Origin of the sequence: Cellulomonas timonensis (genome assembly GCF_900046455.1) — a bacterium.
Lineage (GTDB): Bacteria > Actinomycetota > Actinomycetes > Actinomycetales > Cellulomonadaceae > Cellulomonas_A > Cellulomonas_A timonensis.
In genome coordinates this window covers 627,676-647,720 of the sequence record NZ_FCOT01000013.1, presented here as the reverse complement: position 1 = coordinate 647,720, position 20,045 = coordinate 627,676, and the positions used below count along the sequence as shown (strand labels likewise).

General features: G+C 73.4%; 18 protein-coding genes and 1 pseudogene. 10 read left to right on the top strand and 9 right to left on the bottom strand.

What is annotated here, in order from left to right:
• Positions 1-19: 19 nt before the first annotated feature.
• On the bottom strand, positions 20-934 hold the full coding sequence (locus tag BN3788_RS19130; RefSeq protein WP_199824803.1) for a DNA-3-methyladenine glycosylase family protein: 915 nt from the start codon (positions 932-934) through the stop codon (positions 20-22).
• 75 nt (positions 935-1,009) lie between these two features.
• On the bottom strand, positions 1,010-1,918 hold the full coding sequence (locus BN3788_RS16375; RefSeq protein ID WP_066588433.1) for a hypothetical protein: 909 nt from the start codon (positions 1,916-1,918) through the stop codon (positions 1,010-1,012).
• A 174-nt stretch (positions 1,919-2,092) separates the two neighbouring features.
• Between BN3788_RS16375 and BN3788_RS16370 the strand changes: the two genes are divergently transcribed.
• The 4 genes from BN3788_RS16370 (at position 2,093) to BN3788_RS16355 (ending at position 5,182) form a co-directional block, all read left to right on the top strand.
• Complete coding sequence (locus BN3788_RS16370; protein WP_147525155.1) at positions 2,093-2,308, top strand: hypothetical protein; 216 nt, start codon at positions 2,093-2,095, stop codon at positions 2,306-2,308.
• Between the two features lie 272 nt (positions 2,309-2,580).
• A complete protein-coding gene (locus BN3788_RS16365) occupies positions 2,581-3,585 on the top strand; it encodes a GGDEF domain-containing protein (protein WP_159066914.1) in 1,005 nt (334 codons plus the stop codon).
• The gene (locus tag BN3788_RS16360; RefSeq protein WP_066588426.1) at positions 3,572-4,174 is read left to right on the top strand and encodes a class I SAM-dependent methyltransferase; all 603 of its coding nucleotides are present in this window, start codon (positions 3,572-3,574) and stop codon (positions 4,172-4,174) included. Before BN3788_RS16365 ends, BN3788_RS16360 begins: the two co-directional genes overlap by 14 nt.
• Positions 4,175-4,267: 93 nt before the next feature.
• Complete coding sequence (locus BN3788_RS16355) at positions 4,268-5,182, top strand: universal stress protein (protein WP_066588423.1); 915 nt, start codon at positions 4,268-4,270, stop codon at positions 5,180-5,182.
• A gap of 23 nt (positions 5,183-5,205) precedes the next feature.
• Here BN3788_RS16355 and hrpB read toward each other — a convergent pair whose 3' ends face one another.
• Together hrpB and BN3788_RS16345 are read right to left on the bottom strand one after the other, a co-directional pair.
• Positions 5,206-7,746, bottom strand: coding sequence for an ATP-dependent helicase HrpB (gene hrpB, locus BN3788_RS16350; RefSeq protein ID WP_199824802.1), 2,541 nt, complete (start codon positions 7,744-7,746; stop codon positions 5,206-5,208).
• Positions 7,747-7,790: 44 nt separating this feature from the next.
• Positions 7,791-8,753: a hypothetical protein gene (locus BN3788_RS16345; RefSeq protein WP_147525154.1), complete on the bottom strand. Its 963-nt coding sequence runs from the start codon at positions 8,751-8,753 to the stop codon at positions 7,791-7,793.
• Between the two features lie 45 nt (positions 8,754-8,798).
• On the opposite strand from BN3788_RS16345, the gene BN3788_RS16340 reads away from it, so the two are divergent.
• From BN3788_RS16340 to BN3788_RS16330, 3 genes are all read left to right on the top strand, one after another.
• The gene (locus tag BN3788_RS16340) at positions 8,799-9,209 is read left to right on the top strand and encodes a TIGR03668 family PPOX class F420-dependent oxidoreductase (RefSeq protein ID WP_066589618.1); all 411 of its coding nucleotides are present in this window, start codon (positions 8,799-8,801) and stop codon (positions 9,207-9,209) included.
• Between the two features lie 69 nt (positions 9,210-9,278).
• Positions 9,279-9,851: an isopentenyl-diphosphate Delta-isomerase gene (gene idi / locus BN3788_RS16335; RefSeq protein WP_066588415.1), complete on the top strand. Its 573-nt coding sequence runs from the start codon at positions 9,279-9,281 to the stop codon at positions 9,849-9,851.
• Positions 9,852-9,976: 125 nt separating this feature from the next.
• Entirely contained in the window at positions 9,977-10,327 is a 351-nt protein-coding gene (locus BN3788_RS16330) for a VOC family protein (protein ID WP_066588413.1), read from the top strand.
• 15 nt (positions 10,328-10,342) lie between these two features.
• On the opposite strand, the gene BN3788_RS16325 is transcribed toward BN3788_RS16330, so the two are convergent.
• A complete protein-coding gene (locus BN3788_RS16325; RefSeq protein WP_066588410.1) occupies positions 10,343-11,236 on the bottom strand; it encodes an SDR family oxidoreductase in 894 nt (297 codons plus the stop codon).
• A 70-nt stretch (positions 11,237-11,306) separates the two neighbouring features.
• Positions 11,307-12,380 (bottom strand): annotated as a pseudogene (locus BN3788_RS16320) (RNA polymerase sigma factor); the annotation flags it as partial.
• Positions 12,381-12,820: 440 nt separating this feature from the next.
• Between BN3788_RS16320 and BN3788_RS16315 the strand changes: the two are divergent.
• Complete coding sequence (locus BN3788_RS16315; protein ID WP_187138396.1) at positions 12,821-14,626, top strand: ABC transporter ATP-binding protein; 1,806 nt, start codon at positions 12,821-12,823, stop codon at positions 14,624-14,626.
• 50 nt (positions 14,627-14,676) lie between these two features.
• Here the strand turns inward: BN3788_RS16315 and BN3788_RS16310 are convergent, their stop codons facing one another.
• Entirely contained in the window at positions 14,677-16,365 is a 1,689-nt protein-coding gene (locus BN3788_RS16310) for a ribonuclease J (RefSeq protein WP_066589615.1), read from the bottom strand.
• A gap of 376 nt (positions 16,366-16,741) precedes the next feature.
• On the opposite strand from BN3788_RS16310, the gene BN3788_RS19410 reads away from it, so the two are divergent.
• Together BN3788_RS19410 and BN3788_RS16305 are read left to right on the top strand one after the other, a co-directional pair.
• Entirely contained in the window at positions 16,742-16,903 is a 162-nt protein-coding gene (locus BN3788_RS19410) for a hypothetical protein (RefSeq protein WP_159066913.1), read from the top strand.
• Positions 16,904-16,985: 82 nt separating this feature from the next.
• On the top strand, positions 16,986-17,477 hold the full coding sequence (locus tag BN3788_RS16305) for a beta-class carbonic anhydrase (RefSeq protein ID WP_066588406.1): 492 nt from the start codon (positions 16,986-16,988) through the stop codon (positions 17,475-17,477).
• Between the two features lie 11 nt (positions 17,478-17,488).
• On the opposite strand, the gene BN3788_RS16300 is transcribed toward BN3788_RS16305, so the two are convergent.
• Positions 17,489-18,985 carry a xylulokinase gene (locus BN3788_RS16300; RefSeq protein ID WP_066588405.1) on the bottom strand — a complete coding sequence of 499 codons (1,497 nt, stop codon included), beginning with the start codon at positions 18,983-18,985 and terminating at the stop codon, positions 17,489-17,491.
• Positions 18,982-20,010, bottom strand: coding sequence for a zinc-dependent alcohol dehydrogenase (locus BN3788_RS16295; RefSeq protein ID WP_066588404.1), 1,029 nt, complete (start codon positions 20,008-20,010; stop codon positions 18,982-18,984). Before BN3788_RS16295 ends, BN3788_RS16300 begins: the two co-directional genes overlap by 4 nt.
• Positions 20,011-20,045: the final 35 nt, after the last annotated feature.

The window sequence follows — 20,045 nt, the reverse complement described above, 5'->3', positions numbered from 1 at the left end:
GGCTCGATCGGCCGCCCGCTCAATTCCGCCGGTGGTCCTGCACCGACAGGCGCGGGCCCCGCCTCGGCACGCGGGCGGCCCCGGACAGGAGCAGCAGGCGCACCACCCGCTGCCGATGCGGCCGGAACGGCTCCAGCAGCTCGAGCATCCGATCGTCGTCGACGCGTTGCCCGGTCAGCGCCCAGCCGACCTGCGCGGCCAGGTGGTAGTCGCCGACGGAGATCGCGTCGGGGTCGCCGAACGCGCGCTGCGCGGTCTCCGCGGCCGTCCACACGCCCACCCCGGGCACCAGGCGCAGCCTCGCTCGGGCGAGGGCGTGCGGCATCGTCGCCGCCTCCTCGAGCCTGGCGGCCACACTCGCGCACTCGCGCACCGTCCGCGCCCGGCGGGGGTCGACGCCGGCGCGGTGGAAGTCCCATGACGGCACCGCGAGCCACCCCTGCGCGTCGGGGGCCACCCGCATGCCCTCGGGCGCGGGGCCCGGCGCCGCCGTCCCGTGGCGCAGCAGCAGCCACCGCCACGCGTCGTGCGCGGTCCTCACGATGACCCGCTGCTCGAGGATCGCCGGGACGAGCGACTCGAGCACGCGCCCGGTGCGCAGCATTCGCAGGCCGGGATGGCGGCGGTGCGCGGACCGGACCAGCTCATGCGGGGGGTCGAAGTCGCTCAGGTCGTCCTGCGCGCCCAACAGCGCCGGCGCGGCCGCGAGCGCCTGCTCCGCCCCCGGTCCCCACGCGGTGAGGCGCGCATGCCAGGGCGTGGCCTGCACGATGCGGCAGGTGGCGGGGCCGTCCGGCATGCGGGTGGTGCGCCACAGCGCGCCGTCTGCGGTGCGCTGGAACGTCGGGTCGAACCGGCCGCGTGCCAGCGGGGCCAGCGTCAGGCGCGCGTCCACCGGCCCGGGCAACTCCAGCGAGGTCTCGTGGCACTCCACCTTCCCATGCTCACACGCGCGGCTGGGGCCATCGGACATGCGCTGGCCCTCCCCTCGCGTCGAGGCGTTCGGACGTCAGGGAATGCTGTGCGTGCTCGACTCGTGGGCGCGGGCGACGGCGTCCGCGAGCGCGAACGCGTGGCGCCAATAGGCCTCGTCCATCTTCTGGTTCGCGGGGTAGTACGCGAAGAACCACCCGCCCTTGGCCTCTGCGTGACACGGGTGGTCTGGGTCGGTCAGCAGCCCGGCGAGCTCCTCCGTGAGGAACGCGCGGGCGGCGGGCGTGGTGGCGGCGAGGGCCGTGAGCGTTCCCCGGCCGCCCCGGTCGCCCGTGAGGGTGGTCTCAGGGCCGGCGATGGCGGCGGGCCGTGCGGCGCCGCGCCGGCCGACTGTGACGAAGGTGAGCCGCGGGACGTCTCCCAGCTGGACCGCCAGGTAGCGGGAGGTGAAGGAGCGCGCCTGGGCTCCGCCGCTCGCGCGGTGGTGGACAGCGGCCTGCACAGCGTGCCCGCCTGCCGTCCAGCTGACCTTCTCGCTGGTGGAGGCGTGGCTCTTGGTGGTGAAGATGCTCCCCGGCAGGAGCTTGACCTTCGCCTCGGGCTCGACATGGAGCCCGTTGGCCCTCGCGAAGCCCACCAGTCGCCAGATGGCGGCGAATCCACGGCGCTCGCTGCGGTCGGCGAGCCACCCGCACACCAGGCCGATGGCCGCGACCCCTGCCGTGAACCACAGGCCGATCAGCGCGTCCTCCTTGTCGCCCTTGACGAAGGCCACGAGCGCCATGATCCCGAAGATGAGCCCGAGGAACCCACCGACCGTCGCCGCCATGGCGATGCCCACGCGCGACTTCTTGGCGTAGCGGTCACGCGAGGGGCGCCCGAACTCGCCGGCCCCCATGGCGCTCCGGAGCTGCGCGAGCTCCTCGGCGGTGGGATCCGCGCGCAGGGGCTGGTAGTCGATGTGCTGGGGCAGGGTCGTGGTCATGGCGGGGGCGTCGGTCCGTCCTCTATGGGTGGCGCTCGCAGGAGATATCCCCGGCACTCCACGGGTCAATGCTGACAGGTTGACGCTGGCCGCGGGGGCGAACGCTCGCACCCGTTGGGGTGGCGCCGCATCCTGGGTGGACAGCGCGACGCCGACCAGGTGAGGGAGCGCGACGTGACATCCTCCGATGACGACGAGACCCCGCGGCCCACACCCCCCGAGGCCCGCCCGGCGTTGTTCGCGCTCTGCTTCCTGCTGCTGATGCTCGGGTTCTGGCTGTTCTCGCTCGGATTCGCGCGATCCAACGGCTGGGTGTTCGCCGCCGGGATCCTGAGCTGCACCCTCGCGTTCTTCATCCCGATCAGGCTGGGCAGCCGCGAGGGGACCTGAGCGCCGGGCCCACGGGGCCGTCGACGGCACCCGACCGGGTGACGTGACCAACGTCTCGTCGCGAACCCCGCAGGCCCGCGCCCGGGGAGCCGATCGGTGCGGTGTGCGCCCCTGTCTCTCATACACCTCTGACCGCGTAAGCTCGGCGGCCGCGTCGTATGTGTATAAGAGACAGCGCCTCCACGGCGCTCGACTCGTCGGCGGTGCGCTGGCTCCTGCGCCACACACCCGCATGGTCCCGTTCCGGGGGCCAGGCGGCGGTTGTCGGCAGGATGATGCTCCTGTTCCAGGTGGTGGTCATCACAGTGACCGCTCCACTGCTCCAGGTCGACGAGCGGTCGCCGGGGGTGTGGGTGTCGACAGCCGTGGCCGCGCTGGCACTCCTCGCCGCCAGCCTGTGGGCACCGTGGCGGAGCCTGCCCGCCGTGTCCACAGTGGTTTTCCCGATGGCGAGCCTTGGCGCCCTGCTGGTCATCGCTGTGGGGACCGAGGGCCTCGCCCATGCGTACGTCGGCCTCATCCCCGTGTGCTTCGTCTACGTGGGGCTCTTCCACCGTGCCTGGGTCGGCGTCGCGATCCTGCCCGTGGCGACGATCACCTACATCGCCACCCTCTCGACCTTCACCGTCTCGGCATGGCTGCGGGTGGGCATCTACTGCGCGGCGTGGCTCGCGATCAGCCTCACGCTGGCGGCGAGCACGTCACGGCATCGCAAGGCCACCGAGCTGCTGCGGTCCGCCACCACGACGGACTCCCTCACCCTGCTCGGCAACCGACGCGGCCTCGACGAGCGGCTCACCCGGCTCGCCCCCGGGGATTGCGTGGTGATCTGCGACCTCGACCACTTCAAGCGCGTGAACGACACGCTCGGCCACGCCGCGGGCGACGTCATGCTCGAGCGGTTCGGCCACACGCTGTCGGCGCTGGCCCGCGGCAGGGACTACGCGGCCCGGTTCGGCGGCGAGGAGTTCGTGCTGGTGCTCACGCGGACCCGGCCCGGGCAGGCGCTGACGCTGCTGGCGACGCTGCGCGCCGAGTGGGCGGAGCTCTCGGACACGACATTCTCGGCGGGGGTGGCCTCGCACCGGGGCGACAGGAGCGCCGCGGAGGTCCTGGCGGCAGCCGACGCGGCCATGTACCGGGCGAAGCACGAGGGCCGCGACTGCGTGCGCCTCTCGGAGTGGGACTGTGACGTTCCCCCGCTCGACGGGCGCCCGGGTGTCGCAAGTGGCCAGGGGCCCGACGGCGGCAGAGACTACGGGGATGTCCACGTCTGACGGAGCCGGCTGGCCCGGACTCACCAACCCTGAGCACTCCCACTGGTACATCGAGCGATTCCGCGCGATGGCCGCCGCCGGCCAGGACCTCGCCGGCGAGGCGCGGCTCGTCGACGCGATGGTGGAGCGCGGCGCGCGCATCCTCGACGCGGGCTGCGGGCCGGGCCGGGTCGGCGGCGAGCTGCACGCGCGCGGGCACCGCGTGGTCGGCGTCGACGTGGACCCGATCCTCATCGAGGCCGCGCGGCAGGACCATCCGGGGCCGCGCTGGCTGGTCTCGGACCTCGCTGCCCTCGACCTGGACGCGATGGGCGAGGGCGAGCCCTTCGACGCCGCGGTGCTGGCCGGCAACGTGATGCCCTTCCTCGTGCGGGGCACGGAGTCCGAGGCGCTGCGCCGGGTGGGCGCGGCCGTGTCCGCCGACGGCTTCGTGGTCGTCGGCTACCAGGTCGGCAGGCTGCCCCTGGAGCTGTTCGACGCCGCGGTGGCCGATGCGGGGCTGCGGGTCGAGCACCGCTTCGCGACCTGGCAGCTCGGCGCGTGGCACGACGACGCGGACTTCGCGGTGAGCGTCCTGCGCCACGCCTGAGCCTGCTCGGGCGACGCCCTGCGTGTGCGGGTGCGCCAACCGCCGTCGCGGCGCATCGTGGGAAGGTCTGGTCCCACGCCCGAGGGAGCGCTGATGGACGACGCCACCGGTCCTGTGGTCATCGCGGTCGACGGATCGCCGCACAGTGCGCGCACGCTGGCCTGGGGCGCGGACGAGGCGGCGCTGCGCGGCGCGGCGGCCCTGGTCGTCTGCGCCTACCAGGAGCCTCAGGAGCTGACCGGCTGGGGGTGGTACCCGTACGTGCCGGACGGCGTCTCGTTCGACGCCGAGGCGAGGGAGAGCCTCGCAGGAGCCGTGCGAGTCGCGCGTGAGCGGCGCCCCGGCCTGGACGTCGAGGGCCGCCTGCTGCACGGGCCGACGGTGCCCACCCTGCTCGGGGTCAGCGCCGAGGCGCAGCTCCTGGTGGTGGGCGGAGGCGAGCGCGGGCCACGCCTGCCGCTGGGCTCGGTCGTCAGCCACGTCACCGCACATGCCGAGTGCCCGGTGGCCGTGGTGCGCGGCGCGGCGCCGGACGACGCGAGCGGCCCCGTCGTGGTGGGCGTCGACGGCTCGCGGGCGTCCCTCGCCGCCGCCTCGACGGCCTCCCGGGAGGCCGCCCCGCGCGGTGTGCCCCTGGTGGTGGTGCACGCCCGGCCCCCGATCGCCGAGCCCTACGGGCGCGGTGTGCGCCCGCCACCGGTGACGGGCGACGAGGCCGTGCCCGACGATCCCGCCCACCGGCGCGTGTCACAGGTCGCGGACGACCTGCGCGCGGCCCAGCCGGCGCTGAGGGTGGAGGTCGTGCTGCTGGACGACGCCCCGGCCCATGCGCTCCTCTCCGCGGCGCCGGAGGCCCAGCTCGTGGTCGTGGGATCCCGCGGGCTCGGCAGCTTCCGCGGCATGCTCCTCGGCTCGGTGAGCAACGAGGTGGTGCGCCGAGCGGCGACCACCGTGCTGGTCTCCCGGGGTGCTGTGCCTGCCTCGACGCCGGGCGCCGCGGGCGGTTGAGGGCCCGGGCTGGGGGCCCGCGGTCAGCCGCCGCGGCGCACTCCGCGGGACGGCTCGGCCGTCCACGGGTCCTGCGGCCATGCGTGCTTGGGGTAGCGCCCGCGCAACTCGGCGCGGACCTGCGGATAGCCCGTGCGCCAGAACGACTCCAGGTCGGCGGTCACGGCGGCCGGGCGCCGCGCCGGGGAGAGCAGGTGCAGCAGCACGGGCACGCGGCCGTCGGCGACGCGGGGCGTGCGCCGCCACCCGAAGGCCTCCTGCAGCCGCACGGCGAGCACGGGCTGGTCGCCCGAGTAGTCGAGCCGCACCTGCGAGCCGCTTGGCGCCTCCAACCGCTCGGGCGCCAGCTCGTCGAGGCGTGCGGCAGCAGGCCAGGGCAGCAGCCTGCGCAGCGCGCCGCGTATGTCGAGGCGCTGCAGGTCCCGCGCGCCCCGCACCCGCGCCAGGTCCGGTCCCAGCCAGTCGTCGACGCGCGCGAGCAGCGCGTCGTCGCCGACGTCCGGCCACGGCTCGCCCAGCGCGGACCGCAGGAAGGCCAGCCGTTGGCGCAGCCCCACCGCCGCGTCAGTCCACGGCAGCATCGCCAGGCCCTCCCGGTCGAGGCCCTCGCGCACCGCCGCCACCACCAGGTCGGCCGGCGGGTCGACGAGCCGCGCCGAGCGCAGCTCGATCGCGCCCAGCCGGGAGGTGCGCCGCGCGACGACCTGCCCGTCCGACCACGCCACCGTCTCCTCGTCGCGTCGCAGCGCCTGCGCGGCCCGGATCGCGAGGTCCTCGTCGATCGGGGCCGCCGAGCGGATCGTCGCGTCGCGGCGCCCCGCGCCACGATCCGCGTCGGCCACGGCGAGCCACTCGATGCCGTGCAGCGGGGAGTGCTCGGCGGGCAGCGTGGCGCCGGTGCCCGAGGCCATCAGGTACGCGGACCCGCCGGGGCGCAGCCGGGCGACCCGGTCCGGGTGCGCGAGGGCGACGACCAGCCCGACGGCGACGTCGTCGGTGAGCCCTTGCGGCGCCGCGTGGCCCTCGGCCGCCACCGCCCGCGCGCCGGCGCCGGGAAGCGCGCGCTCCAGCCGGCGGACCTCGTCCAGCCACCCACTGCCACGGGCTTCCGGCCCACCGCGGCGCAACGACCGCAGCGCCGCCACGAGGTCGCCCCCAGGCGCCCGGACGTCGGCGGAGAGCATCGCCACGACCTCGGCCGCGCGCCGCGCCCCCACGGTCCCGGCGGCGTCGATCAGCGCGCGCGCCAGCCGGGGGTCGGCGCCCACCCGCGCGATGGCACGCCCTCGATCGGTCACCCGCCCGTCCGGGCCCACCGCGCCGAGGGCGCGCAGGGTGCTGTGCGCCACGGACATCGCGGCGGGCGGCGGGGCGTCCATCAGCGCGAGCCCGGCGCCGTCGGCCGAGCCCCAGCAGGCCAGCTCCAGGGCGAACGCCGTGAGGTCGGCCGTCATGATCTCGGGCTCCGGGTGCTCGGCAAGCTGCGCGTGCTCGGCCTGCGACCAGCACCGGTACACGGCGCCCGGCCCCTCGCGCCCCGCCCTCCCGGCGCGCTGCTCGGCGCCCGCCCGGCTGACGTTGACCGTGACCAGTCCGGCCAGGCCCCGCCGGTGGTCCGTGCGGGGCTGTCGTGCGAGCCCCGCGTCGACGACGATCCGGACCCCCGGCCCCGTGAGCGACGACTCGGCCACCGCCGTCGACACCACCACCCGGCGGCGGGGCCCCCGGGCCAGCGCGAGGTCCTGCTCGCGGTGCGGCAGCCTGCCGTGCAGCGGGCGGACGTCGGCCTCGACGCCTGCCAGCCGTCGGGCGACGCCGTTCACCTCGCCCGCGCCCGGCACGAAGACCAGCACGTCGCCCTCGCGCTCGGCGAGCGCCTGCCGCACGCTTGCGGCCACATGGTCGAGGAAGGCCGGCGTGACCCCCCGCTCGTCGACGCGTCGGATGCGGGGCGGCGGCGGGCGCCACAACTCGTCGACGGGGTGCAAGGCCGCCGGGGTCTCGATGACAGGCGCCGGGGAGCCGTCCCCGATGAGCGCCGCGGTGCGGGACGCCTCCACCGTCGCGGACATCGCGACGAGCACCAGGTCCTCGCGGAGGTTCGCGCGCACGTCCACGAGCAGTGCCTGCGTGAGGTCCGCGTCGAGGTTCCGCTCATGGCACTCGTCGAGCACCACCGCGCCCACCCCGGCGAGCTCGGGGTCGCGCTGCAGGCGGCGCAGCAGCACGCCGGTGGTCACCACCTCCACCCGCGTGGCCGGGCCGCTGCGGCGCTCACCGCGCACCGCGTATCCGACCGTCTGGCCGACGGGCTCCCCGAGCAGCCCCGCGAGCCGGTGGGCGGCGGCTCGGGCGGCGAGGCGGCGCGGCTGGGCCACCACGACGCGCCCGCTGACGGCGAGGGCGAGGGCCGGCGGCGCCAGTGTCGTCTTGCCGGTGCCGGGCGGCGCCTGGACCACTGCCGTGCCGCGTGCGCGGACGGCGTCGATGAGCGCGGGCAGGCTCGCGAGGACCGGGAGGTCCGGCGGGGACGCGAGCAGGCGCGCGATCGGGTCGGTGGGCACAGGGGAAGTCTGCCTCCTCGCGCCGGGCGCCCCGCTCGGCGCGGTCAGTCAGGGGGCCACGCGCACGCCTGGCCGATGAAGGCGTGCAGCGCCGCCCGGCCGTCGTCGGGCAGCGGCAGGTAGAAGACCTCCTGCGCCACGCCGTCGACGCTCGCCCGCACGGGCATCTGCCATCCGCGCTTGTCCTCGGCGACGGCGTGCGGGTCGCAGCGGGCCGGGATGGCGTCGACCGTCGCCGTCGCTGGCCCTCCGTCGGCGCTGGCCAGCGCCGGATGCCACTGGGTCCCGCTGGCGGGCGACAGCAGCGTCGTCGCGTCGATCGTGGCCACCTCCACGCGCGGCCCGCCGGGCACGGGCTCGAGTCGCAGGGTGAGCCGTGCCCGCAGCCCCGCGGGGTCCTCGACGACCTCCAGGCCGGGCGACCACGTCAGGCGCGCGCCGGCGGCCACCGCTGCGGCGGCGCAGTCCTCGGCCCACCGAGCGGTGAGGACGCCTCGGGGGTCGGCCACGGCGTCGAGGGCATGGACGAGGACGGCGGCCGTCGGGCCCTCGGAGTCGTCCGCGTCCCCGACGGCGAGCGTGAGGACGTCGACGGCGTCCGCCTGCTCGCATCGGGGCTCGCCCAGCCGGACCCGGATCTCCGCCGCGCCGCCCGCGCCCGCCGCCACGGGGTCCAGCGACCGCGCAGGGGTCGTCCAGCGTGGCCCGGCGATCTCGGCGGAGGACAACACCAGGGGCTCGGCGGTGTCGTTGGCCACGCGCACCCGCACGATCCGGTCCCCCCATTCCACGCGCGCCTGCCGGACCTCCACGGTGACGCCGGGCGGCAAGGGCTGGGGCTGCGGCGTCGGCTCGGTGCGGGGGACGTCAGGAGGAGAGGTGAGGACGCTCGTGGGCGTGGGCGGGGGCGACGACGGTGGCGTGCAGCCGGCCAGGACCGCGACAAGGCCCGCGCCGGCCACGACCGCGCCGATCGCGGCGACGGCCCCCTCCGGCATCACGCTCATGTCGGGCATCGTGCCGTGCCACGCGTCGGCGGGCATCCTGGCCGCATGGACCCTGACGAGTGCCGGCGGAGGTTCGCCGCCGCGGACCATGCCTACCTGGCGACCACTGGCACCGACGCGATGCCGCACCTGGTGCCCGTGACGCACGCGCTCGTCGACGACCAGGTGCTGCTCGCCGTCGACCACAAGCCCAAGCGCACCCCAGCCCTGAGGCGCTTGCGCAACATCGCCGAGAACCCCCGCGTGAGCCTGCTCGTCGACCACTACCGGGACGACTGGGAGCTCCTGTGGTGGGTGCGGGCCGACGCGCGCGCCGAGGTCGTCACACACGGCCCGGCGCATGACTGGGTGGTCGCCGAGCTCTCGGCGCGGTATCCGCAGTACCAAGGGCGCCCGCCTACGGGGCCCGCGATCGTCGCCCACGTGGACCGGTGGACGGGCTGGTCCGCCGCCTAGCCCGCGAGCAGTGGCCCGCCTGGGGGCGCCGGCGCCACGTCGGCGCGCATCCCATGGCATGGTCGTCACATGGCGAACGTCCCTGTCGATCACTCCCCCACGCCCCCCGCTGAGCCCGAGGAGCGCGTGGTCCTGCTCGACGAGGCGGGGAGCCCGATCGGCTCCGCGCCCAAGGCGACGGTGCACACCGCCGACACGCCCCTGCACCTGGCCTTCTCCTGCTACGTGTTCGACACCGACGGCCTGTTGCTGATGACCCGCCGCGCGCTGGACAAGAAGACGTTCCCCGGCGTGTGGACCAACTCGTGCTGCGGCCACCCCGGCCCCGGCGAGTCGGTCGAGTCGGCCATCACACGCCGGCTGGACACCGAGTTGGGGATCACCCAGGTCGAGGGCCTGCGGCCCGTGATCCCCGAGTTCCGCTACCGCGCGGTGATGGACAACGGGATCGTGGAGAACGAGATCTGCCCCGTGTACGCCGCGGTGGTCCCCGCGGGCACAGTCGTCCTCCCCGACCCCGCCGAGGTCGAGGAGCACCGGTGGGTCGCGTTCGCCGAGTTCCGCCGCCTCGCCCAGGAGCCCGGCCGGATCAGCCCGTGGGCCACCCTCCAGGTCGCCGACGCCGCCCGGTGGGACCTCTAGCCCCGCCCTCACGGACACCTCGCCGCGCCCCCTTGTCGGCCGCGGCCCGCGGTCGCAGAATCGGAACGTCAGGGAAGCCGTCCCGCCAGCGATCCCCGATGCCCGCGCCCGGCGAACGGAGCCCTGTGGACCTGTCCCACGTGATCCTGCGCATCGTGGTCACCGACCTGCCCACGTCGACGCTGTGGTACCAGCGGATGCTCGAGGTGGAGCCGATGGAGCCCGACGACGGCACGTCGGTGTTCATGCTGACGCCCAGCACCGCGCTGCAGCTCCGCGAGGAGGACGAGGTCACCAGCACCGCGCCGGGCTGCGACCTGAGCATGCGAGTGCCCGACCTCGTCGACGCCGTGGCCCACGTGGAGGCCTTGGGCATCGCGCACTCCGAGGTGGTCACCCTCGGGGAGACGTCGGGGATGTTCGTCGTGCAGGACCCGGACGGGCGAGAGGTCACGTTCTTGCAGGTGGCCAGTTGACCCGCCGCCACAGGGTCACGACAGCAGCCGTCCCCCGGTGGCTCCCAGCACGTCCCCGGTGACGTAGCTCGACTCCTGCGAGGCGAAGAACACGTACAGGGGCGCGAGCTCGGCGGGCTGCCCGGCGCGGCCCATCGGCGTGTCCGCGCCGAACTGCTCCACCTTCTCCGGTGGCATCGTCGAGGGGATCAGCGGCGTCCAGATGGGCCCGGGGGCGACGGCGTTGACCCGGATGCCCTCGTCGGCGAGCTGCTGGGCGAGGCCCCGCGTGAAGTTGAGGATGCCGGCCTTCGTGGTGGCGTAGTCGAGGAGCTGCGGGCTCGGGTCGTAGGCCTGGATCGAGGTGGTGTTGATGATCGACGCGCCGGCGCCCAGATGTGCCAGGGCTGCCTTGGTGATCCAGAACATCGCGTAGAGGTTCGTCTTGAGCACCCGGTCGAGCTGCTCGGTGGTGATGTCCCGCAGGCCCCCGTCCTGCGACATCTGATAGGCGGCGTTGTTCACCAGGATGTCCAGGCCGGCGAACTCGCGCGCCACGCGCTCCACGAGGTCGACGCAGTGCGCCTCCTCCCGGATGTCGCCCGGCACTGCCAGCGCGCGCCGCCCCGCGGCCTCGACGAGCCGCACCGTCTCCTGGGCGTCCTGCTCCTCCTCGGGCAGGTAGGAGATCGCGACGTCCGCGCCCTCACGGGCGAAGGCGATCGCCACGGCCCGCCCGATGCCGGAGTCCCCGCCGGTGATCAGCGCGCGACGGCCCTCGAGCCGCCCCGATCCACGGTAGGTGTCCTCGCCGTGGTCAGGCTGCTGGCTCATGTCCGCGGTATGACCGGGGTGCGCGATCTGCTCCGGGGCCTGCTCGGGGCGCGGGTGCTGGGTGGTCGGGTCCTGGGGGGTGGTCTGGTCTGTCATGCGACCTTCCTATCCCGACGACGTGAGGCCCACCACCGGGGAGCAGGACGCGCCCACCCTGGACCGCGGCTCAGTCCAGGTAGTCGCGCAGCACCTGGGAGCGTGACGGGTGGCGCAGCTTCGACATGGTCTTGGACTCGATCTGCCGGATGCGCTCGCGGGTCACGCCGTAGACCGCGCCGATCTCCTCCAGGGTCCGCACGCGGCCGTCGGACAGCCCGTAGCGCAGCGACACCACGCCCGCCTCGCGCTCGGAGAGTGTGTCGAGGATCCCGTTGAGCTGTTCGCGGAGCAGCCGGAACTGGACCACGTCGGCCGGGGCGATCGCCTCGGAGTCCTCGATGAGGTCCCCGAACTCCGAGTCCCCCGTCTCTCCCAGCGGAGCCTGCAGCGAGATCGGGTCGCGGGCGTGCTTGAGGGCCGCCTCCACCTTCTCCGGCGTGAGGTCGAACTCGGCGGCGGTCTCCTCGGTGCTCGGCTCCCGGCCGAGTTCCTGGATCATCTGCTTCTGCCACCGCGTGAGCTTGTTGATGAGCTCGACCATGTGCACCGGGATCCGGATGGTGCGGGACTGGTCGGCCATCGCCCGGGTGATCGACTGGCGAATCCACCACGTCGCATACGTCGAGAACTTGAAGCCCTTGCTGTAGTCGAACTTCTCGACCGCGCGAATCAGACCGCCATTCCCCTCCTGGATGAGGTCGAGGAATGGCATGCCGCGCCCGGTATAGCGCTTGGCGATGGACACGACGAGCCGGAGGTTGGCCTCGAGGAGGTGGTTCTTGGCGCGGCGGCCGTCCTGGGCGAGCCATTCGAGCTCGCGGCGGGTCGCGCGGGTGGGGATGTCCGCGTTCTCCAGCAGGTGGGTGGCGTACATCCCGACCTCGACGCGCCCGCCCAGGTCGACTTCCTGTGCGGCGTCGAGCAGCTTGACCCGGCCGATCAGCCGCAGATAGTCCTTCACAGGATCAGCCGAGGCCCCGGCGGTGTGCACGATCGGGGCGGGGTCGTCCTCCACGGACGCGTCCGAGAGCACAAACCCGTGCGTGCCCTCGAGATCGGCGGCGTCTGCCTCCGGGGCGCCCACCACCTCCGTGGCGTCGACCTCTGCGACGTCCGCCTCTGCCAGCGCGACCCTCATGGTGGACCAGTCCCCTCTCGAAGAGAATCACCGCCGCGACGAGCGGCGTGCACGCGCCTGTGGCCAACGGCGGCGTCCGCGAAGAACGTCACCGGGTGCGCAGATCCTCGTCGTGGGGACGGGCCGCAATGCGTGTTCATGATAACACAGCAGAAAACAGCAGTTGAGTTCGGCATTTTATTGCTGCCACTTCCCACATCGCCCGCGGATATCAACAGGCGGCATTGATCCCCGCACTGGCGGGACATTCATCCAACCCGATAACAAAGGCGCGCCATGGCGTTAGTGTCGCGGGCCGCCGTTGCGGGCCGGCCGCGCCAGCCGTTGCCGCCGATGCCGGACGCGGCGCACAGGGCTGGTCCGGCGTGTCGGCCGGACGCCGCAGAATGGCTGTTCCCGCCGCGCCCTCGCGCGCCCCACACCAGCAAGGAGCCCCCGCCACCGTGCGCAGCATCATCCGGGTCCTCAGCTCCACCCGAGAGCTGTGGCCCTTCTACCTCGGGATCATCGTGTGCTCGGTGGCGGTCACCGGCACCGCCCTCCTGACGCCGTTCGTCATCAAAGCCGCCACCGACCACGTCGTGGCGGTCAGCCAGGGCGCGGCGTCCGGGGTCGCCACGGTGGTGTGGCTCGCGGCCGCGCTGCTCGCCGCCGAGCTCGCGACCACCCTGCTGAGCAATATCGGCGGCTACCTGGGCGACACGATGGCCGCGCGGCTGCGGGCGACCCTGTCGGGCAGGTACTTCGCGAAGCTGTTGTCCCTGCCGCAGCGCTACTTCGACGACGAGCTGACCGGCGCCGTGATCAACCGGCTGTCGCGCTCCATCACCGAGGTCACCGGCTTCCTCAACATGTTCGCGAACATGTTCTTCCAGATGGTCCTGACCGTCGTGGCGGTGCTCGCGGTGACGGCCTACTACTCGTGGCCGATGGCGGTGCTGCTCGCGTCGATCTACCCCTTGTTCATGTGGCTCACGACCAAGACGAGCACGCGCTGGCAGGCCCTCGAGACGGAGAAGAACCGCGAGCTCGACCTCGCGGGCGGCCGCTTCGCGGAGGTCATCGGGCAGATCCGGGTCGTCAAGAGCTTCGTCCAGGAGCGTCGCGAGCTGGCCGGCTTCACCCGCCACTACGACAGCACCGTCGAGACCACGCGGGCCCAGTCGCGCTACTGGCACCGCATGGACGCTGCCCGGCGCGCCGCGCTCAACGTGCTGTTCTTCGGCATCTTCACGATCCTGTTCGTGCAGACCGCGCGCGGGGCGTTCACCATCGGCGTGATGGTGCTGCTGATCCAGCTCGTCACCATGGCCCGGCAGCCCGTGTTCTCCATGAGCCACGTGGTCGACGCCTCCCAGCGCGCCATCGCGGGCAGCCGTGACTACTTCCGCGCGATGGACGAGCTGTCCGAGGCCGACGCCCTGCCGATGCTGCCCCGCGCCCGCGCGGACACCGGCGCCGTCATCGACCGCCGCTCGGCGGAGATCGAGTTGGACGGGGTGTCGTTCGGGTACCCGGGCGGCGCGGAGGTGCTGCGCGACCTCGGCTTCACGATCCGCCCCGGGGAGCACATCGCCTTCGTCGGCGAGAGCGGCGGAGGCAAGACGACGCTGGTCAGCCTGCTGATGCGCCTGTACGCCCCGACCGCCGGGTCCATCCGCATCGGTGGGAAGGACGTCGCGGACCTGCCGCTCGAGGAGCTGCGGGCGGGCATCGGCGTCGTCTTCCAGGACCCCTCGCTGTTCTCGGGCACGGTCCGGGAGAACATCGCCTACGGCCGCCCGGACGCCACCGACGACGAGGTGGTCGCGGCCGCGCGCTCCGCCAACGCCCATGACTTCATCAGCGCGTTCCCCCAGGGCTACGACTCCCCCATCGGCGAGCGCGGGCTCAAGCTCTCCGGCGGCCAGAAGCAGCGCATCGCGGTGGCGCGCGCGATGCTCAAGGACGCGCCGATCCTGGTGCTCGACGAGGCGACCAGCTCGCTCGACTCCCGCTCGGAACGCCTCGTCCAGCAGGGCCTGGAGCGCCTCATGGCGGACCGGACGACGCTGATCATCGCGCACCGGCTGTCCACCATCTCCGCCGTGGACCGGATCGTCACGCTCCAGGACGGCCGTGTCGACGAGATCGGGACCCCCGAGGAGCTGGCCGCCACCGGCGGCATCTACGCGCAGCTGCTCGCCCTGCAGGCGTCGGCGACCAAGCGGGACCGCAAGCGGCTGCAGGAGTTCGACATCCACGCCTGAACGACGAGCGGCCCGCCCACGAGTGTGGACGGGCCGCTCATGCGGTGTGCCTACGCGTCGACGGCGATGGCCACGACGACCGGCTCGCGGCGCGACTTGCGCTTCAGATAGTTCGACACGGCGCCGGAGATCACGTGCTCGACCTTCTCCAGGTCGTCGATGCCCTGCGCGGCGGCCTTGGCCAGCGCGCGCTCCACCTCGGCGGAGGCGTTCTCCAGGTGGATCTCGTCGTGGACGAATCCGCGCGTGACGTACTCGAGCGGCTCGGCCAGCGTGTTCGTGGCCGGGTCGACGATGGCCAGCACGGTGACGAGGCCGCCGTCGCTGAGCCGGCGGCGCTCCTTCAGCGTGTCCTCGGTGGCCCGGCCGACAGTGTCGCCGTCCACGTAGACCAAATCCGCCTGGACCTGACCGGACAGCGTCGCCTTGCCCTTGACGAGGTCGATCGTGGACCCGTCGCGGGCGATGATCACGCGCTCGGGGTCGACGCCTGTGCGGATCGCCAGCTCGGCGTTGGCCTGCAGGTGCTTGGACTCGCCGTGGTACGGCACGACGTTCTTCGGCTTGAGGATGTTGTAGCAGTACACGAGCTCGCCCGCGCTGGCGTGGCCGGAGACGTGGACCTTCGCGTTGCCCTTGTGGACCACGTTCGCGCCCAGGTCGGTGAGCTTGTTGATGATCCCGTAGATGGCGTTCTCGTTGCCGGGGATCAGCGAGCTCGCGAGCAGCACCGTGTCGCCCGCGTTGAGGCGGATCTGGTGGTCGCCGTTGGCCATGCGCGACAGCGCCGCCATCGGCTCGCCCTGCGACCCGGTGCAGATCAGGGTGACCTTGTCGTCCGGCATGGAGCTGAGCTTCTTGAAGTCCACGACCAGCCCCTGCGGGATGTTCAGGTACCCGAGCTCGCTGGCGATGCCCATGTTGCGGACCATCGAGCGCCCGACGAACGCGACCTTGCGGCCCGAGCGGTGCGAGGCGTCCAGCACCTGCTGGATGCGGTGCACGTGGCTCGCGAAGCTCGAGACGATGATCCGCTTGGGCGCCGTCGCGAACACGTTGTCGATGGCCGGCGCCAGGTCGCGCTCGGACATCATGAAGCCCGGGACCTCGGCGTTCGTCGAGTCGGTCAGGACGAGGTCGAGCCCCTCCTCGCCGAGGCGGCCGAACGCGCGCAGGTCGGTGAGGCGGCCGTCCAGCGGGAACTGGTCCATCTTGAAGTCGCCCGTGGCCATCACCAGGCCGGCGGGCGTGCGGATCGCCACGGCCAGGCCGTCGGGGATCGAGTGGTTGACGGCGATGAACTCCAGGTCGAACGGCCCGGACTTGTGCGTGTCCCCGGCCTCGACGCGCACCGTGTTCGCCTTGATCTTGTGCTCCTGCAGCTTGGCGTTGATGAACGCCAGCGTGAGCTCGGAGCCGATGACGGGGATGTCGGGCCGTTCGCGCAGCAGGTACGGGACCCCGCCGATGTGGTCCTCGTGGCCGTGCGTCAGGACGATGCCGACGATGTCCTTCAGGCGGTGCCGGATGGAGGAGAAGTCCGGGAGGATCACGTCGATCCCCGGCTGGGTCTCCTCAGGGAACAGGACGCCGCAGTCGAGCACGAGGATCTTGCCCCCGAACTCGAAGGTCGTCATGTTGCGGCCCACCTCGCCGACGCCGCCCAGCGGCGTGATGCGCAGGGCGCCACGCGGGACGGGCGGCGGGGAGGCCAACTTCTTGGTGTGTGCAGATTGCATGTAGTGACTCCAGAGCAGGAGGGCGTTCGCCCTCGGATCGTTCAGGTCGAGGTGGCTCCGCGACGAGGGGCGGAGCCGGATGTGCAGGTGCGGCCGGGGCGGCGCGGATGTCGCGCCATCGAGGCCTGCCAGGCCCACAGGGCTGGACGGAGAGCCGACCGCCCGCGAGGTGCAGCACGTGCACGCGGCGTTCTGGCTCTGGCGTCGTGACCCATGTCGTGGTGAGAGAGGACCTGACGTACGTGAGGGGGCCCAGCTCGACCATGCGAGCCGGGGTGTGTCGCCCTACGGTACCCATTCAGTGTGAGATCCCAGACCTCGCCGGGCCGAGGCGCCCGACGGGACGGCCATGCTGGCGCGAAATCAGGTGGGCCGCGTGGGGGAACTACGCCGCCACGTGCGGCGCAGCGCGACGATGGCCGCCCACCTCGACGAGCGCGCCGGCGACTGGGTGCTCCGCATCCCCACCGACGGCAGGCTGGTCGCCGACATCGCCACCGCCATCTCGCGTGAGGTCCTCGTCCCCACGGCAGGATGAGACGCACACCGGCGCTTCAGGACGAACCTCGCTCATCTGGCGTCGCGTCCCCGCGGGCCCCGCCACCTCCGGAAAGGCCGAGATGACAGTCACCGACGACCTCCTCCGCAACGCCCAGCGCTACGCCGAGTCGTTCGACAAGGGGTCGCTGCCCCTGCCGCCGGCCCGGCACGTGGCGATCGTCGCGTGCATGGACGCGCGCCTGAACGTCTACGGGCTGTTCGGCCTCTCCGAGGGCGACGCGCATGTCATCCGCAACGCCGGTGGCGTGGTCACACAGGACGAGCTCCGGTCGCTGGCCATCAGCCAACGGCTGCTGGGCACCCGCGAGATCGTGCTGGTCCACCACACGGACTGCGGGATGCTGACGTTCGAGGACGACGCGTTCCGGCTCGCCATCCAAGCCGAGACGGGCATCAAGCCGACCTGGGCGTCGGAGGCGTTCAGCGACCTCGACGCGGACGTGCGGCAGAACATCGCCCGCATCCGCGCCGAGTCCGCGATCCCGCACCGGGACGCGGTGCGCGGCTTCGTGTACGACGTCGCCACCGGGGGCCTGCGCGAGGTCGAGTGAGGCCTAGCGCCTCATCCGATCGGCACGTCGCGCGCGTCCGCGAGCGCTGAGAACACTTCCCGCAGCTGCGGGTACAGCCGCTGCTGGACGTCGTACAGCGCACTGTGGCGCGCCGCTGTCGTCGGATCGGGAGGCACGTCGTGGCCGTCCAGCAATGGTCCGGACGCCTGTGCGGCGGCCTGCTGCGGGGTCATGCCCGTCAGGTGCGACCAGGCCAACGCGGCGGCCCCGGCGGCGCTCGCCTCGCCGGCCGAGCAGACGTGCACCGGGCGCTGCGTGACGTCGCTGACGATGCGCACCCACAGCGGGCTGCGCGCCCCGCCGCCCACGGCACGGATCTGCGTGACGGGCGTCCCGGTGGCCGCCTCGAGGCGCTCCAGGTGCAGCCGCAGCTCGTAGGCGACGCCTTCGAGGATCGACCGGTACAGGTGCGCGGCGGTGTGGCGTCCGTGCCAGCCGATGACGGCTCCCCGGGCCAACGGGTCCCAGTAGGGGGTCTGCGCGGCGTTCCAGTAAGGAAGCGTGAGCAGCCCCTCGGCGCCGGGCGGGAGCGCGGCGGCGGCCCGCTCGAGGTCGGCGTCCCCGGCGAGCTGCTCGCGGCACCAGGTCGCGACGTAGGCGGCCGCGTTGAGGACCGTCTCGAGGGTGTGGTCGTGCGGTCCGACGCCGGCGAGGGTGCGGAACGCGGGGTCCCACCGGTAGTCGTCGGAGGCGACGCCCAGCACCATCGAGGTGCCCAGGTTGAGGTAGGCGATGCCCGGCTCCGAGGCCCCGAGCGCGAGACCGGCGGCCTGCCCGTCCCCGATGCCGGAGACCAGCGGGACCGGCGCGGGCAGCCCGAGGGCGGTGGCGACGTCGGGCAGGAGCATGCCGATCGCCTCGCCCGCCGGGACGAGGTCCGGCAACTGCTCGGAGCGGACCCCGGCGATGTCCAGGAGCTCGTTGGACCAGGTCCGCCGGGGCAGGTCGAACAGCCCGAGGGTGTCGGCGGACGCCGGGCTCGTCGCCCACCGTCCGGTGAGGCGCAGGCTGAGGACCGCCTGCACGTCTCCGACGCGGGTGGCTCCGCGCAGCGTGTCCGGCTCGTGCCGGGCCAGCCAGGCGAGCTTGTAGATCGCGGGGGTGGTGTCGCCCGGCTTCCCGGACAGCTCGTGCACGCGGGCGGATCCGTGCTCGGCGATCTCGGCGTGCGCGCGGCCGTCGAGCCACAGGATCGCGGGCCGCAGCGGCTGGTCGTCGGCGCCCAGGCACACGAACGTCTCCCGCTGGTGGGTCAGGCTCAGCGCGGCCACCCGCCCGGGCTCGTCAAGCATGCCGACTGCCGCGGCGATCGCGTCCCGGGTGGCCGTCCACCACTCAGTGGCGTCCTGCTCATGCCAGGACGCCTGCGGCTGGACGGTCAGCAGGGGGCGCGACGCCGAGGCCGCCACCTGGCCGTCGGCGGTGGAGATGACGGCCTTCGCCGCGGTGGTGGAGCAGTCGACGGCGATGACGAGTGGCTCGCTCATGCGGTGGCCACGTCCCCGGTCGGCTCGACGACCACCTTGAGCCCGGTGCGGTCGTCCGCGACGCGGAAGGCCTCGGCGGCGTCGGCCAGCTCATACGTGTGGCTGACCAGCGATGCCACGTCGACGAGTCCGCGCTCCACCAGGGCGATGGTGCGCGGGTACATCTCCTTCATGCGGCGCGACATCAGGATCGTCAGCCCCTTGCGGCGGGCGACGGACGCGGGGAACGTCGTGCTGTCCTCCGACGGGATGCCCGCGAGGACGACCCGGGCGCCGGGCCGGGCGGCGTGCATCGCGAGGTCGACCGCGTCGTCGGTTCCGGCGACCTCGATGACGAGGTGCGCTCCCCCGCCGCCGGTGGCCGCGCTGACCAGGTCGAGGATCTGGGGGTCGCGCGGGTCGAGCGACTGGTCGGCGCCCAGCGCGTCGGCGGCGGCTCGGCGGTGGGCCAGCGGCTCCACAGCGATCACCCGCCCCGCGCCGGCAACCCGGGCGAGCTGCACCAGGCACAGGCCGATGGGGCCGCAGCCGACCACCACGACGGTGGCGCCCAGGCGGGGCTTGCCCAGGTCCATCGCGTGCAGCGCGACGCCGAGCGGCTCGAGCACCGCCGTGTCCGCGGCGGACAGCGTGTCCGGCACGGGGTGGAGCAGGTGGCTCGGCCACGCCATGAGCTCGCGCAGCCCGCCGTCGGTCTTCCCATGCCCGGCGAACCTGACAGTCGGGCACAGGTTGCGGTTGCCCTCCAGGCAGTGCTCGCACACGCCGCACGGGTCCGCGGGGTCGATCGCCACCCGCTGGCCGTCATCCGGTCCGCCGACCACCACCCCGGCCATCTCGTGGCCCAGCACCAGCGGGCTCGTCAGCCCGGCGTCGCCGATGCCCCCGTCGGTGAACCAGTGCAGGTCGGAGCCGCACAACCCCACAGCGGTCACCCGTACGAGGCTCTCGCCCTCGGAGGGGACCGGGTCCGGCTCGTCCGTGAGCCGGATGTCGCCGACTCCGTGCAACCGCGCGACCTTCATCGGTGCGCCACCACCTTCGTCTCCCGGCCCGGGAC